Genomic DNA, 16,465 nt, shown 5'->3' with positions numbered 1-16,465 from the left:
CATGAAATTAGGAATGGTAAAAGTTTATAAAAACTGGAAAAAATTAAAAGCAATAGTTAGTTATCAAACGCCAAAAAAACTAGCTTTTTTTCAATATGTAATTTTAAATGCTATTACTAATTACCCTAATAAAGAAAAATCATTAGCTGATATTTTACATAATGAATTACAAATTTTTAATTTTAAAATTTATGCAGAATGTTTAAAGGACTTAATTGAAAAAGAAAATATTATTGAAATTAATAAGCAAACATCATTAAATTATTTAGCAAATAGTTCTGCTGAACAAGATTGAATTGATCGGCCAATTGGCATTTTTTACATTTCAAAAGAAGTTTTAATGGCATTAGAACAGGGTTACTTATTAAGTAAAAATAGTAATCGTGAAGCAGTTATTAATTTTGATTTTAATATTTTTTCGGGTGAAAAATACATAAATAACGAACAATTATCTTTATTAGAAAAAAATAACAACGATTTAATTATTATCCCAGAACAAGAGCCAATTATTACTGGTGAAGATTTATTTCATTTGTTAGAAAAGTATAAGCTAAATATTAATAAAAATAATATTTTTAATGATGATACAACATTTACTTCAATTCGCACTAAAAAACAAGAAATCTACTATAATAGTAATCAAATTAACAATTTATTAATTGATGTTTATGAAGAAAAAGAAGTTATACTATCCTTAACTACTTTTAAAGATATTAAAATTCAAATTGGTAATGACCAACAATTGCAACAAATTATTGAAGACAATGTTAATTTAAAAACAAAAATTGTTGATTATTTTTTAACTGAGATGACCAAAACTTTAACAGATAATTTTAATTTAAATCTTCAAAAAGTAGCAACAAATATATTAGAAAGTGATTATCAGCAAGATCCGCGTTATATTACTTCTACGCTAGTAAATCCAAAAATTGTAATTATTAATGCAGCAAGTGTTAAACCAAAGGCAGTCTTAGCTAATAAATATTATTATGATAATAATATTAGTTGTATTATTTTTGTTAATGCTGATCAGGCAACTACAATGCCTAATTTAAATGGTCCAATGCCAATTTTTTATTTAACTAGTGAGGTTTTATCAATTAATGATAATTTTTTAGCTTTATTCATTAATGATAAAAATGACACGGAGCTTTATGTATTACAGCCAACAGAACTTATTATGCTAAATCGTAATATTATAACAGCACAAAAATTTCTTCCGAAATATAGTCAGATGTTATTTAAAAAAATTTTAGATGGATTAAAAAGTTTAATAAATAATGAACAAGCAAATATTTATGAAATAATTCATAATAACCAAATTGAAAATCTTTTTATTTATTGCTATTTAATTGATATTTTAAATAATAGTGAAGAAGCTTTTGATAATATATTAAAAAGTATGTCCATAAGTGATTTTCATAATAAAGTTAATGTTTTATATCAATCTGAACAAATTTTAAGTAATTTAAACTTAAAACCAAATTATTTTAATAAAATGCATAAAACTTTAATTATGTTAATGAAACAACAAGCAAAATTGCAAAAAAATATTATCAAAGCTTATCAAGTATTAACTAATAATAATTTATTATCAAATAAAGAAGTTTTAAATATGTTACAAGAACTTTATGACAAAAATGATGTTTCTTTAAACCAATTATTAACATTGACTAATATTGCAAACTCATCAATTATTGAAAAAATTTGAAATCAAAATCTGTTTGCAATTTTAGATAAATTTCTTTTTGCAATTAATAATAATGATTTACACCGTGAATTATTTGAAGCAGTAACAACAGCAACATTGGGGAAAAGTAACACTTTATTAATTAATTTGTATAGTTATGCTGAAGAATATATTAAATATTGTAAAGAAATGAAAAAGCGAGAAACAAGTGGTTTACAACGACATTGGCAAGAAATATGAGATAAAGTTGAGGTTATTATAGAACGTTGCAAAAATATTAACAATAGTAATGAATTAATAATCCAATTACTTTATTCTTTATCACAATTAGAAATAAAATATAAGGCAATTAAATTTAAAAATATGTTTAATTCCGAAAGCAAATTTCAAGAATATCTTAATTTATGTTCTTTTGATAAGGCAGCATTATATTTAATAAATTTAATGGAAGAAAAAATTACTCCGCTTTTAAAAACAAAACATCAATTTATACAACATATTAACGAAAAATTATTTGTTTTAAAAGATGTTTTTGATAAAAATAAATATAAACAAATTATGCAACTTTATCAAGAATTAACATTATATTTATATTGTGAAAAAGCACGAAATGAACACAATGATAATAAAAATCGCGATGCTTTAAAAAAATTAAAACTTGAATTAGAAGAGGTGTTAATATAATGAGTATGAGTGTTGAACAAGTAATGTATAATTACCAAAAAAAGATTGAGCGATTAAATTTAAATATTAATTTTGTTAAAAATAATTTAAAATTATTACTACAACAATTACAAGGAATTGATGCTAGTGGATTAAATTGTCAACAAATTGAACAATATTTAGTTGAGTTAGATCAAATTTTAGTTGATTTAGAAAATAATCCGTTGGTGAAAGAATTTACTAAAGTTGAACATGTTGAATTAGAATTAGCAAAGAGGGTTAATTTTTTCTTAGAACAAAAAAGCCTTCGTTTAGCAGAAATTCAACAAAAAATTGAAGTCTTGAAAATAAAAGTAATTGAAGATGAAACAAAACAACGGTTAGTTAATTTAAAAAACCGGATTAATTTAAATTATCAACAATTAGAACATGAATTAATAGCAATGTTTGATGATAATGAATCAAAAGCTTTTATTATGAATTTTTTTAAAACAAATAAGAATCACTTCAGTAATTTAAAACCAGAGACTATTTCTGAACTTGTTCAAACAGAAGTTAAAAATTATCATACTTCACCTGATTTTTTGAAAAAACAATATCTTAGTAGTTTTAAAAAACAAATTAGTGATGATAAATTTGTTAATACAGAATTAACTCCAGCATTAGAAGAATTTGATCAAATTTCGACAACTGATATCACTGTTTTAAATGAAAAAGCTTTAGCATTACAAAATAAAATTATTAATAAACAATTAGATGAATCAGCGCGGAAACATGCTATTACATCAATTTTACAAGCGATTCAAAAACGTGGTTTTATTGTTGATAGTAATGATATTCGTATTACGAAAGAAAATGAAGATAGTTTAGTTATTGTTTATGCAAAGAAAGTAACAGGAGAAGAAGCAATTTTTAAAGTATATTTAGATGGGCGATTTACATATAAATTTGAAGGTTATGAAGGTCATGCGCATGATACTGATGAACAACCGTTTATTAATGATTTATCAATGTATGATGTTTCTTTATCAAAAGAAATGAAAAAATCTTATTTAAATCCTGATAAAATTATGAATCAGGCAAAGGCTCAAATTGATAGTAAATCAAAAAAGAAATAATTAACATTTTTAGGTTAAAAAACATTATAATTAAAGAAATAGTTAGAGGTGGCTATAAATGAGTGTAAAAAGTAATTTAGATAAGTTAAAAAACCAAATTGGAATTAAACGATGTGTTATTCTTGAAGGGAATGTTAATGATATTTATCAAGCAAATAATTGCTATGTTGGTTTAAAAGACCGATTATTTGGGTTATTAAGAGAAAAGGGTTTTAATGATATTTTTATGTGAGACCGGATTGATGGTTTAAGCGGAGGAAATCTGAAAAATTTAACATTAACGACAGAAACACAACAGAAAAGTAAAGAAGGGGAAGCATATGATTTTGGCCAAGAAGTAATTAAAAATGCAAATGAACAAAAAAGTGGTCCAACGGGGCAGTTTCCAACCTTAGCAGAATTTTTTGCTATTGTTCGTCGTAATATGTTAGTTGCAAGTTCTAAAAAAGTTGCTTTTATTGCTGATTTTTCTGATTATTTATTTTCTAATGAACAAACTTTGAGCGAAGAAGAACGTGTTAATTTAATTTCATTAAGTAAAGCTTTTCGCGATAAAAAATTTGATCAATCAGAAATAATTGATTTTGATACAGCTATTATTTTTATTACTAATAGTGTTGGAAAATTGCCAACATCATTTTATTTGCATAATCCAGATGTAATAACAATTACTTTAACAAAACCAAATCGTGAAGAACGAGAAAAGTTTATTTTAACTAATAAGAATTTTTTTAAAATTACCGAAGATTTAAATACTGATATTTTAAAATTACAAGATATTTATGATACGATGGAAGGATGAACTTTGAAAGAAGTTTATCAATTAATTAAATTTTCAAATAATATTTCAGAACGGTTACCATTTGAAAAGTTACTAAATTCTTATCAATATGGGGATAAAGTTTCACCATGAGAAGAAATGAATTATGAAAAATTAGCAACTATTGAAAAAGAATTAAAAAAACGAGTTATTGGTCAAGATCATGCCATTGAAAAAGTAAAAAATGTTGTTTATAAAGCTTTTACTGGATTATCAGGTGTGCAATATTCATCAAAGCGAACAAAGCCAAAAGGTACGTTGTTTTTTGTTGGGCCAACTGGAGTAGGAAAAACCGAATTAGCAAAAGCATTGGCCAAATTTTTATTTGGTGATGAAAAAAATTGTATTCGGTTTGATATGTCAGAATATAACCAAGAAGCAAGCGATCAAAAATTAATTGGTGCACCGCCAGGCTATGTTGGATATGAAGAAGGTGGACAATTAACAAATGCAATTAAAGAAAAACCGTTTAGTGTTCTCTTATTTGATGAAATTGAAAAAGCTCATCCACGAATTTTAGATAAATTTTTACAAATTTTAGAAGATGGTCGTTTAACTGACAACAAAGGTCAAACTGTTGCTTTTTCTGATTCGTTTATTATTTTTACTTCAAATATTGGTGCAAGTGAAGTTGATGATAATTTATCATTTTTAGAAGTTGAAAAGCAATTTATTCAAAAAGTATCGGATCATTTTCGAACTGAATTAAAACGACCAGAATTATTAGGGCGAATTGGAAACAATATTATTCCATTTAATTTTATTAAGGATATTAATTTCAAAGCAAAATTAATTATGCAAAAATTACAGCCAATTCAAACAGCTGTTTGAGAAAAATATAAGATTAAATTAGAATTTATTGATTTACCACAAATTTTACCAATTATTATTCAGGATGCTGATGATAAAAAAGGCGGTCGTGATTTATTAAATAGTATTGAAAAGCATGTTGTTGATGGATTGAGTTCTTTTATTTTCGCAAATCAAACTAAATTTAAAGCTGGAGAAACAATATTGGCGCAAGTAAATGGTCATCAAATTGAATATTGTTTTAAATAAAAAATGAGTAATTTAATTAATTTTAATCGGTTTGTTTCTTTTACAACCATTGAAGGACCTGGCAAACGATTCGCATTATGAATGCAAGGATGTATTATTAATTGCAAAGGATGTAGTAATCAGGAAATGATTCCCCTCATTAATCGGAATGTAATGGAAGTGAATGCCCTTTTTCAGGCAATTAGAGATGCCAAAGAGCGGTTTCAAATTGAAGGGATTACTATTTTAGGGGGAGAACCATTTATTCAGCCACGAGCACTATTAGAACTAGTCACTTTATGTCAAGCAAATAATTTAACAGTAATTGTTTTTTCTGGTTTTTTATATGAACTATTGCAAGAAAAGCATCCAGCAATTTTATCTAAAATTGATATTTTAATTGATGGACCATTTATTATTGAAAAATTAGATAAAAAACGACGATTAATTGGTTCTACAAACCAACGTGTGATTAAACTAAGTGATGTTTATCAAAATAATGATTATTTTGAACAAAATATTATTGAAGCAGAATTTACTGTAACTAAAAATAATAGTATGATTATTAACGGAGATGGAGCTCATCTCATTGATAATGAAGAAAAAATGAAAAAAGAGGAGGCCATAAAAATGGGAGCATTTAAATTAAATGGGGATGTATTTTCGCATTTGCCCCAAGATATTATTAAAGTTGGCGATAAATTAGATTTTAAAGGAACTAATGCTGATATGACTGATTTTCATCTTAGTGATATTAAAACACAATATAAAGTTATATCAGTAATTCCAAGCATTGATACAAGTGTTTGTTATACGCAAACTGTTAAATTTAACAAAAATATGAAAGATTATCCTAATGCACGATTAATTACAGTTTCACGTGATTTACCATTTGCACAAGAAAGATGTTGTGAATCTTTTAGAGATGAAGCACATTTTTTAGTGTCAGATTATAATTATCGTGATTTTGGTACAAAGACAGGATTAGTTTTTACTGCTTTGCAAATTTTGCCACGTGCAGTTCTTATTTTAAACCAAGATAATATTGTAGAATATCTTGAGATTGTTAATCCAGTTGGAAATGAACCAAATTATCAAGCGATTTATGACTTTTTAGATAGTAGAAAATAAAAAAAGTATTTTGTTTATAAATACTTTTTTTATTTTAAGGTTAATATTTGTTGAATTTCTGCTAAATCACGTAATTTTTCTTTATCAACATTAATCTTAAAGTTATAGCCTTCATCTTTTTGATATTTTGGAATAATATGAAGATGATAATGAAAAACTTTTTGAAAAGCTTCACTTTTTTCATTGCTAACATAATTAATTCCGACAGGGCTTAATGTTTGATACATTTTTTGTGCAATTATTTTTCCAACTTTAGCAACTTCTGCTAAATATTCATCATCAGTAACACTATAATATTCAAAATGTTTTTTTGGAATAACCAAGGTATGACCATCACTGTTAGGGAAGGCATCTAAAAAAGCATAAACTAAGTTATTTTCATAAATTTTTTTACTTGGTATATTCTGTGCAATAATTTTACAAAAAATGCAATTGTTTTCGTTCATATTAATTTCAGCTCCTTATGTAATTAATTATAACAAATAACTACTATGGTTTATTAATTAAACCATTTTTAAGATAAAAAAAGAAGATTTTTAATCTTCTTTAATAATATATGATCCAATTGCATCATATAAAGTTTGTGAATAAACATTTTCTGGATTATTAGCAAAGGCTAAAGAATATAATCTTGTTTTTGCTGCTGTTTGTAAATTTTGTTGTTGTGCAAAAGTATATTCAATTCATTTTAGGATTTGACCTTTAATGTTTTTTGTAATATCAACTGGTGTTCCATTGTCATTATAAAGAGGTTGACCATTTTCATCGTATGTTCCTAAATAACCTTTTTTATTATATAATCATGATAATGAACGCTTAATTCCACCTTGCTGTGCTAATCAGGCTTGATCTAAATCAGTTGGTGTTCCTCCTGACCCATATCAAGTTAATGATAATTCTTTATTATTTTTATTATCATTTTTATAATTAATGTTCATATTTTTCATTAAATCAACGGCATAAATTGGTAATGTTAAGACAACTGACCCATATCTTTTATTGGTGTCTAAGAATTGATAACTTGAAGGGTCTGTTCCTTCACCTGATTTTATAATACCTGGTGTTGCTGTGTCAATAACTTTTTGTTTATATGCATCAGCATTGTTTAAAGTTGTAAAAATATCATTTGGGTTTTTATTTTTATCAATTCCAACAAATCCTTTAAAACCACTAATTCCAAAGATTGGGTCAATTCCGTCTTTAATCATATTATTAAAGATATTATCTTTTTTCGCATTAAACATCTCTTTAAGTATTTTCATTAAAATGTCTTGATTATTAGTTAAATCAGAATTTAATTTTTCAACATTTGCTAATGGTCCTTTATCCGCAAATAATTTGTCTAATCCTTCCTTATCTAGTTTTAATTCTCAAACCATTTTAATATATGATTTTCATCGTGCTCCACTAATTGTATCTCATGATTGAAGGGCATTAAATAGTGCACTATTTCGATTTAAATAAATTGAACTATTATCGCCACTACCATAGCGCTTAATCTCATTTTGATGTAAGTATGTTGCAGTAATAATTTTATCAATCACTGCTGGTACTTCAACATGCGTATAATAATCTTTAAAGCGAGTTTTTAATGCAGCTTTTTTATCATCTTCTGACATTGCATTAAAGTCCGTATAATTAGCTCCAGCACTTTTACTTTTAATTTCGAAATTAGATTCTCCTTGCTCTTTTCTTGATTGCATATAATTTGGTTTACCTGTTCCTTTTCAGAAATATGATTGAGTACCACCAACATACCAACCTTCTGATTGATAATCAGGTGCATATCCTTGTCCTGCAATTGTTGTTTCTAATGGTGTTGAATTAGAAATTCCAGTAGAATATTTTGTACTTAAATTATCAAGTGCAACTTGCTCAACAAAATTAATAAATTGTTTTATTAATAATGAATCAGGTTGGTTAACATCAATTGTTACTCCAGTATATCGTGCTCTTGTTGCTTCTTCTGATGCATAGAAAAACTTTGAAATATTAGTATCCAATAATCTTGTAGCCATTTCTTTTAGTGCTGCTTTAGTGAAAATGTCATTAAATGAATATTTGACAACATTTGATTCATTTTCTGAATTAATTTGAGCAATAATTCAACGTTTAACTTCATCAGCAATAGCAGGATCAGTAAATCTTTCAAAATCTTTTTTTGCACAGGCATAAAGACTTGTGCCAGTTGAAGAAAGAATAGACATTGCCCCTAAAATACTTAGTATTTTTTTCATTATCATTTACCTCCTGATTTATAATAATATTTTGTTGGATTTGTTGTTACAGGAGGAAATTGATGTACTCAGAATGGAGTTTTTATTGAAATAATTGATCCTGCGTAATTTAGACCAATTTCTTCATGCCATATTTTTGCGGTACTAATTTTTTCAACAATAGTTTTTGGGTCAATTTTAGCCGCTGGCCCTCCCATTTTATACTTTTCAATTGTTTTATTTTCTGTTTCAAAACTACTGTATAAACGTTGGACAGCGCCTCCTGCTAAATTAGTTGACATTGCATTAATAATTGAAATAAATCAATCATGATTTGTGGCGTGTCCTTCTGAATCTTTAAAAGTAAGAAAGTTTTTTAATCATTCTTGAGGTCCGGCACCATTTGTTAAGATTTTATTATTAAAATTACTGAAAAAGTCATAAATTCAGAATCATCATGTTTTATCATCAGCTGAGCCAGAACTTGAACTTAATGTAGCATATTTTTTAACTTCATTTAAAACATTAAATTTTAGTTTACTGTTATTACTACTATTTACTAAACTACGATTTACTAAATATCATAAGTATTGAGCATTACTAAATTGTGTATTCATCTTTTGTTTTGATTTGTCAACTGTCATGATCTCTGATTTATCTTCCAATGAACTATAAAAATTACTTGAATAATTTAAACTTTTAAATTGTCAATTAGTATCATAACTATTGTATGATGATGGGTCAGCATCCTGTAAATATTCGTGGCCATCAATATGGACTAAATTTAAACCATTTGTATCAAAGAAACTAATAACAATATCATTAGTAGTACCAATTTTTCAGTTAGCACTAATTGGATCGGTTGGATTTTTACGACTAATTTTATTTACGACATCATTTATATCAGTAGGTGCAGCTTCACCAGGTGCATTAATGCTATTATAAACACTTGATTTTAAAATATTTGATTTAACAGAATCAGCTTGTGTACTTAAAGTTAATAAATCTGTTGATGGAGTAACTGTGCCTTCACTGTTAGTAGTAAATTCTTCTCAATTTTTAGCTGAGGCTAAAGTTCCTAAATCTTTCTTAATTTGTGTCTTTGTTGTTTCATCAAAACTATCTGCTGTGAAACCAGTATCAGTTGGTGTTGCTCCTGATTTAAAGGCATAAGTTATTGTTGAAATTGCTAAAGGTTTTTCATTTTGGAATCATTTTTCAATCATATATTTTTGAAATAATGATAGTTGCCCAACATCATATGTTTCACTTAATTGAGGTGTACCAACTGATGTCTTAGATGAATTTTCAAAAATAGGTGTTGCAACTGGTGGATGATTATTACTCATATATTTATTAATGTCATAATTAAAAGTTTTTAAATCTGTTGCGATTGTCGTAATACGAGTATTAATTTCCTCAATTGTTAAGCTTGATAAATTATCAATAAATTGTTTATTGTTTTGATCTCAACTAAAAGCTAGTGCTAATTGAGTACGTAAATTTTGATTGTTAATATTTCAATCTTCTGCTTTATTTCCGTTTTTAAGGAAACTAGCAAAATTTTCTAAAATCTTAACTGCACTTTCAGTATTATTTTGTCTATACACACGCATATTATTATTTAATAAAACATTAGTTAACATTTGTGATGCACTAATTCCACCATCAGCACCAGTTGTCATAATAGCAGCTTTATAATTTTGTTCTTCAATTTCATATTTTTTGCTGCCACTTGCACCACTGATATCTTTATAGTTTGCATCTAAAAAATCATGATATTTTTTTTCTCAATTTTTTTTATCACTATCTTTAAAACTTTGTTTCTTTTTCTCAACAGTATTATCTGTGTTTGTGACTAATAATTGTCATTGTTTTTTTAAAATGTCTTTTAAATTTTTATAATCGGCAATATCACCAATTGTAGTTTTATCTGTTACAAAAAATTTATCAGGGTTCGCTAAAATTGCAACGCTTAAAATTTGCATTAATTGAACTGACATCTTAATTCTTGTTGCGCCATCTCATTGGGTTGGATCATTTGTTCATTTTCCATTTCCGGCATTTACAAATGGATTTTCTAAGACACTTCAAATGTCAGGAGAAGTGATTTTTTTCCCACCAAAAATTCCTGGAATTCATGCTCAGATGCTGTCACCATTTTCATCTTTATGTTGATTATTTTTTTCTTTAGTACTACAAGCCGCCGTTCCAAATGCGGTTGCACCCACTAATATCATACTGCTCAGTGATGATAAAAGTTTTTTCATTTTAGTTCATCCTTCCTTTTGACTTTTATTTTTGTACTTTTTGATAAAAAATACTAACTACATTCTATTAAAAAAATATAATAAAGTCTACTTTTATTGTACAATAAAAGTAGACTTTATTATTAAAAAATAAAGATAATTTTACTTCTGGATTAGTATAATACATATTTCAAAGGAGGGGTCAAAGTGAAAAAAATTGAAATTAAAGATCTATTTGTTTCTGCCGATAATGACATTATTTTAAATGGTTTAAATTTAACTGTTAATATTAATGAAATTCATGCTTTAATGGGACCTAATGGAAATGGAAAATCAACTTTATTATCAACAATTATGGGACATCCTAGTTATACCGTTGAAAGTGGGGATATTTTAATTGATGGTGAAAGTATTTTAGACAAAACAGTTGATGAACGAAGTAAAATGGGAATTTTTTTTGCAATGCAATCACCAGTTGAAATTTCTGGAGTTTTAAATTTAGATTTTTTAAAAGCAATTATTAACGCTCACCGTGATTCGCCAATCAAATTACCAGAATTATATCAGGATATTAATCGCAATATTAAGAACTTAAAAATTGATGATAGTATGATTCGCCGTTATTTAAATACTGGTTTTTCGGGGGGCGAAAAGAAAAAAAATGAGATTTTACAATTAAATTTATTAAAACCATCTTTAGGTTTAATTGATGAAATTGATTCAGGCTTAGATGTTGATGCTTTAAATGTTGTTAGTACTGAATTAAATAAAATGCGAAATAAAAATTTTGCTGCAATTATTGTGTCACATTATGATCGCTTTTTTAATTTAGTGCAACCAACGCATGCTCATGTTATTGTTAAGGGTAAAATTGTTAAAAGTGGAGATTATAATTTAGTTAAAAAAATTAATGAAGAAGGATACGAATGATTATTACAAGAATTAGATTTAACAGTAGAAAATAAACAAAGTGGTATCAAACCTTTAGCGGGAATTGGGTGCGCTGCACAAAAAGGGAAGTAAAAATGCAAGTTTGAATGAAAGAACGAGAACTTATTGGTGATAATTTTACTATTGATGCAACAACACCCGAATTAACCTTTACGAATAATAAAGTTGGTGAAGTTATTAATATTAATTTTACTACTAATCTTGTTAATAAAACTTTTTTGTTTTTTTTAAATTTAACTTCAGAAGTAACAATTAACTATAATATTCCAGCTAATAGTCAAATTAATATTATTAATATTTACAAAAATCGTGAATGTGAACAAATAGCTAATCTTTTTTATAACTTATTAGAAAAAGCGCAAGTTAATACTTATCACTTAAATATTGTTAATAGTAGTATTAGTGAAAATGTTACCTTCAATTTGCAGGGTAAACGTAGTGCTATTAAATATTATTTGGCAAGTTTATCAACGCATGATTATCATAAAAATGCAATTATTTATGCTCATCATTTAGCCCCAACAACGGAAAGCGAAATTAAAACTTACTCAATTGCAAAAGATAATTCATTACAAACTGTTAAGTGTACTAGTCATATTGAAAAAACAATGAGTAAATCAGAAGCACATCAAGAATTACGATTACTAGTTTTTGATAAAACTTCAAAAGCAATTTCTGATCCGATTTTGTTAATTGATGAAAATGATATTAAAGCAAGCCATGCTAATGCGGTTGGGATGCTTGACCCAGAACAAATCTTTTATTTACGAACAAGAGGCTTGACAATAACTCAGGCTCGAAAATTAATTTGTATGGGTTATTTTAAAAATGTAATTGATGCAATTGAGGATGAAGAATTACAAAAAAATATTATTGATGAAATCGATAAAGAAATTGGAGAATAACGATGATTGATTATAGAGAAATTAAAAAACAATTTCCTTTTTTTAAAAATAATTCTGAGCAAATTTATCTTGATAGTGCTGCTACTACTTTGAAACCACAAGTTGTTATTAATGCTATTAATGATTACTATACGAACTATGGAACTAATCCGCATAATACTGATAGTGATTTAGGATATAAAACAAATGTTCAATATGAACTTGTTCGTCAGAAACTTCAGCATTTTATTAATGCCAAAAAAACCTCGGAGATTATTTTTGTTCCCGGAGCAACATATGGATTAAACCAAATTGCATATGGTTTAAGTTCAAAGATTACGACAGGTGATGAAATCCTAATTACAAAACAAGAACATGGCGCAAATATTTTACCGTGATATCGATTGGCACAAGAAAAAAAAGCAATTGTTAAGTTTTTACCAGAAATAAATTTTCAAATTGATTTAAAACAATTAGCAACAGTTATTACTGCTAAAACAAAGATTGTTTCTTTTGCTAATGTGCCAAATATTTTAGGATATGAAAATGATCCAACGTCAATTGTTGCAATGATTAAAAAAATTAATCCAGCAATAATTGTTGTAATTGATTGTGCACAAGGTGTTATTCATATGCCAACTGATGTTCAAAAGTGAAATGCTGATTTTATTACTTTTTCAGCACATAAAATTTTTGGCCCAACTGGAATTGGGATTTTATGAGGAAAAGAAGAATTATTATTACAATTACAACCTTTAATTGTTGGTGGCGGTATGAATGCTCAAATTGATAGTAATAGTTTATATTATAGTTTAAAAAAATTACCAGACCGGCTGGAAGCAGGTTCAGCTAATATTGCTGATATTTTTGGTTTTGGAGCAGCAATTGATTTTGTTAATAGTCTTACTTTAACAGAAATTATTAAATATAATCATCAGTTAAAACAATATGCAATTCAACAGTTTAATAAAAAATTAAAAGATAAAGCAATAATTTATAATGCTGATAGCAAAGGACCAACATTAGTTTTTAACATTAAAAATGTTTTCTGTCAGGATGTTACAATGCATTTAGGAAGTCGGAATAATATTACTGTTCGTAGTGGTGATCATTGTGCCCGGTTAATTGGTACTGTTATTCTAGAGAAAAATACAATTAGAGTTAGTTTTTCAATTTACAATAGTTATGAAGATATTGATTTGTTAGTGTCGGCACTTGCAAATGAAAAAGATTTTTTAGGAAGGTTGGTTTAAATGGAATTTAATAAAAATGATCCAATGTTTTTACGACAAATTATTATGGACCATTATTCAGAACCACAATACAAAGGATTAACAAAAAAACCAACAGTTTATTCAATCCATCAAGCTTCTGAATCATGTATTGATGATATTTATTTAGAATTAATGATTGAAAGGAATAAAATTATAAGTGCTCGGTTTGATGGCGTTGGTTGTGCAATTTCAACAGCATCAAGTGATATTATGGCACAAGAACTGGAAGGAAAAGCAATTAAGGATGGTTTAGCAATTATTGAAAATTATTTAGCGATGGTTTTTGACCAGCCATATGATGAAAACAAGTTAAATGATTTAATTGCTTTTATTAATATTGCAAAACAACCTAATCGAATTAAATGTGCGACAATTGGTGTTACTGGTTTTCAAACATTATTATTAGATTTATTAAAAGCAAATGATAATTAATGCCAAAGGAGGGGGATTCTTTAATGCCAAAATTAAAGCAAGAAAAAGAAATTAAAGAAATTTCTAGTTATAAATATGGTTTTAATGATGGAGATATTTCCTACTATAATACGGGGAAAGGCCTTAATGAAACAATTATTAATGAAATTTCAGATCATAAAAATGAACCAGATTGAATGCGAGAATATCGGCTACAGTCATATTTTAATTTTTTAAAAATAAAAAACCCAAGTTGAGGACCAAATCTAGAGTTTATGGATTTTGATGAATATATTTATTATATTAAACCAACAGAACATATTGCAACAAAATGAGATGAGGTTCCTGAAAAAATTAAAAAAACTTTTGACCGGTTAGGTTTACCAGAAGCAGAACGTGAATATTTAGCTGGAATTAAGGCTCAATATGATAGTGAACCAGTTTATGGCAGTATGCTAAAAGAAGTTGAAGAAAAAGGAATTATTTTTTTAGATTGTGATACGGCATTACGTGAGCATCCGGAGTTATTTAAAAAATATTTTGGTACATTAGTACCAAATACAGATAATAAATATGCTGCTTTAAATGGTGCTGTTTGATCAGGTGGGTCATTTATTTATGTTCCAAAAGGAGTTAAATTAGAAAAACCATTGCAAGCTTATTTCCGGATTAATTATCAGAATAGTGGCCAGTTTGAACGTACATTAATTATTGTTGATGATGATGCAGAATTACATTATATTGAAGGATGTACAGCACCAATTTATGCTCGTGATTCTTTGCATGCTGCTATTGTTGAAATTTTTGTGGGAAAAAATGCAAAAATGCGTTATACAACTGTTCAAAACTGGAGTGATAATGTTTTAAATTTAGTAACAAAGCGTAGCATTGTTGATGAAAACGGTCAAATGGAATGAATTGATGGCAATATTGGCTCAAAAATTAATATGAAGTATCCAAGTGTTATTTTAAAAGGAAATAATAGTAAAGGGCAATGTATTTCAATTGCGGTAGCAAAAGAAAATGTTATTCAAGATGCTGGTTCAAAAATGATTCATTTGGGAAAAAATACTTCTTCTAAAATTATTTCTAAATCAATGACTTTTAACGGAGGGACAGCAAACTATCGTGGATTAGTTCATATTGGACCAAAGGCACAGTATTCAAAAGCCAGGGTTGAATGTGATACTCTAATTTTAGATGGAAAATCACATTCTGATACAATTCCCCAGAATAAAGTTTATAATAATGAATCACAAATTGAACATGAAGCAACAGTAAGTAAAGTTTCTGAAGAACAATTGTTTTATTTACAAAGTCGTGGCTTATCAGAACAAGAAGCTTTGGAAATGATTATTATGGGATTTTTAGAACCATTTACAAGAGAATTACCAATGGAATATGCAGTTGAATTAAATCAGTTAATTAAAATGGATATGGAAGGTAGTGTTGGTTAGTGATAACTCGTGGTAAACAAGAAATTCGACAAGAAAAATTACTTGCAAGAAGTAAGATTTCATCTGAATTACGAGAGCAAAAAGAAACTAAGATTTTTGATACTTTTTTTCAACATCCAGGTGTGCAAAATAGTAAAACGATTGCTCTTTATTATTCAATTAAAAAGGAAGTTAATACTCTTCTTATTATTAAGCGATTATTCGCCTTAAAAGTTAATGTTTTATTGCCACGAATGGATGGGAATAATTTAAAATTTTATCATATTACCAATTTAACAACTGATTTAGAATTTAATTTACGCTTTAACCTTTATGAACCATTAAATTCATTGCCAATAATTAATGCAGAAAAAATTGATGTTCTTGTTGTTCCAATTGTTGCTTTTGATCAAAATAATTTTCGGTTAGGATATGGGAAAGGTTATTATGATCGGTTTTTAAAAAATTATCATCATCTTGTTATTGGGTTAGCATTTATTGAACAATTAGTGCCGACCCCATTACCGGTTGAAGAACACGATGTTAAAATAGAAATTATTATTAGTGCTTAAAAATTAAGGAGC

General features: G+C 27.1%; 13 protein-coding genes. 10 read left to right on the top strand and 3 right to left on the bottom strand.

Features of this window, described 5'->3' with window-relative positions; all coding sequences use genetic code 4:
* The first annotated feature begins 1 nt into the window (after nucleotide 1).
* The 4 genes from SPM_RS01985 to SPM_RS01970 are packed head-to-tail and all read left to right on the top strand — an operon-like array spanning nucleotide 2 to nucleotide 6,460.
* Nucleotides 2-2,374 carry a hypothetical protein gene (locus SPM_RS01985; protein ID WP_004027964.1) on the top strand — a complete coding sequence of 791 codons (2,373 nt, stop codon included), beginning with the start codon at nucleotides 2-4 and terminating at the stop codon, nucleotides 2,372-2,374.
* Entirely contained in the window at nucleotides 2,374-3,471 is a 1,098-nt protein-coding gene (locus SPM_RS01980; RefSeq protein ID WP_004027963.1) for a hypothetical protein, read from the top strand. Before SPM_RS01985 ends, SPM_RS01980 begins: the two co-directional genes overlap by 1 nt.
* A 58-nt stretch (nucleotides 3,472-3,529) precedes the next feature.
* Nucleotides 3,530-5,350: an AAA family ATPase gene (locus tag SPM_RS01975; RefSeq protein WP_004027962.1), complete on the top strand. Its 1,821-nt coding sequence runs from the start codon at nucleotides 3,530-3,532 to the stop codon at nucleotides 5,348-5,350.
* 3 nt (nucleotides 5,351-5,353) lie between these two features.
* Nucleotides 5,354-6,460 carry a 4Fe-4S cluster-binding domain-containing protein gene (locus tag SPM_RS01970; RefSeq protein WP_004027961.1) on the top strand — a complete coding sequence of 369 codons (1,107 nt, stop codon included), beginning with the start codon at nucleotides 5,354-5,356 and terminating at the stop codon, nucleotides 6,458-6,460.
* A 29-nt stretch (nucleotides 6,461-6,489) separates the two neighbouring features.
* Here the strand turns inward: SPM_RS01970 and SPM_RS01965 are convergent, their stop codons facing one another.
* The 3 genes from SPM_RS01965 to SPM_RS01955 all read right to left on the bottom strand — a co-directional run bounded on the left by SPM_RS01965 (nucleotide 6,490) and on the right by SPM_RS01955 (nucleotide 10,946).
* Entirely contained in the window at nucleotides 6,490-6,906 is a 417-nt protein-coding gene (locus tag SPM_RS01965; protein WP_004027960.1) for an HIT family protein, read from the bottom strand.
* A 90-nt stretch (nucleotides 6,907-6,996) separates the two neighbouring features.
* Nucleotides 6,997-8,697, bottom strand: a complete 1,701-nt coding sequence (locus SPM_RS01960; protein WP_004027959.1) for a lipoprotein — start codon at nucleotides 8,695-8,697, stop codon at nucleotides 6,997-6,999.
* On the bottom strand, nucleotides 8,697-10,946 hold the full coding sequence (locus SPM_RS01955; RefSeq protein ID WP_004027958.1) for a hypothetical protein: 2,250 nt from the start codon (nucleotides 10,944-10,946) through the stop codon (nucleotides 8,697-8,699). Before SPM_RS01955 ends, SPM_RS01960 begins: the two co-directional genes overlap by 1 nt.
* A 186-nt stretch (nucleotides 10,947-11,132) precedes the next feature.
* Between SPM_RS01955 and sufC the strand changes: the two genes are divergently transcribed.
* From sufC to SPM_RS01925, 6 genes are read left to right on the top strand one after another with little or no spacing between them, the layout of a single operon-like run.
* A complete protein-coding gene (gene sufC / locus SPM_RS01950; protein ID WP_004027957.1) occupies nucleotides 11,133-11,948 on the top strand; it encodes a Fe-S cluster assembly ATPase SufC in 816 nt (271 codons plus the stop codon).
* A 2-nt stretch (nucleotides 11,949-11,950) separates the two neighbouring features.
* Nucleotides 11,951-12,781: a SufB/SufD family protein gene (locus tag SPM_RS01945; RefSeq protein ID WP_004027956.1), complete on the top strand. Its 831-nt coding sequence runs from the start codon at nucleotides 11,951-11,953 to the stop codon at nucleotides 12,779-12,781.
* A gap of 2 nt (nucleotides 12,782-12,783) precedes the next feature.
* Complete coding sequence (locus SPM_RS01940) at nucleotides 12,784-14,013, top strand: aminotransferase class V-fold PLP-dependent enzyme (RefSeq protein WP_004027955.1); 1,230 nt, start codon at nucleotides 12,784-12,786, stop codon at nucleotides 14,011-14,013.
* Nucleotides 14,014-14,466, top strand: a complete 453-nt coding sequence (sufU, locus tag SPM_RS01935; RefSeq protein WP_004027954.1) for a Fe-S cluster assembly sulfur transfer protein SufU — start codon at nucleotides 14,014-14,016, stop codon at nucleotides 14,464-14,466.
* Nucleotides 14,467-14,489: 23 nt separating this feature from the next.
* Nucleotides 14,490-15,902, top strand: a complete 1,413-nt coding sequence (gene sufB, locus SPM_RS01930) for a Fe-S cluster assembly protein SufB (RefSeq protein WP_004027953.1) — start codon at nucleotides 14,490-14,492, stop codon at nucleotides 15,900-15,902.
* Nucleotides 15,902-16,453 carry a 5-formyltetrahydrofolate cyclo-ligase gene (locus SPM_RS01925; RefSeq protein WP_004027952.1) on the top strand — a complete coding sequence of 184 codons (552 nt, stop codon included), beginning with the start codon at nucleotides 15,902-15,904 and terminating at the stop codon, nucleotides 16,451-16,453. The genes sufB and SPM_RS01925 overlap by 1 nt, the downstream gene beginning before the upstream one ends.
* Nucleotides 16,454-16,465: the final 12 nt, after the last annotated feature.

This window comes from Spiroplasma melliferum KC3, assembly GCF_000236085.2.
In the GTDB taxonomy this organism is placed as follows: Bacteria; Bacillota_I; Bacilli_A; order Mycoplasmatales; family Mycoplasmataceae; genus Spiroplasma; species Spiroplasma melliferum.
This window is presented reverse-complemented; position numbering and strand designations above follow the sequence as displayed.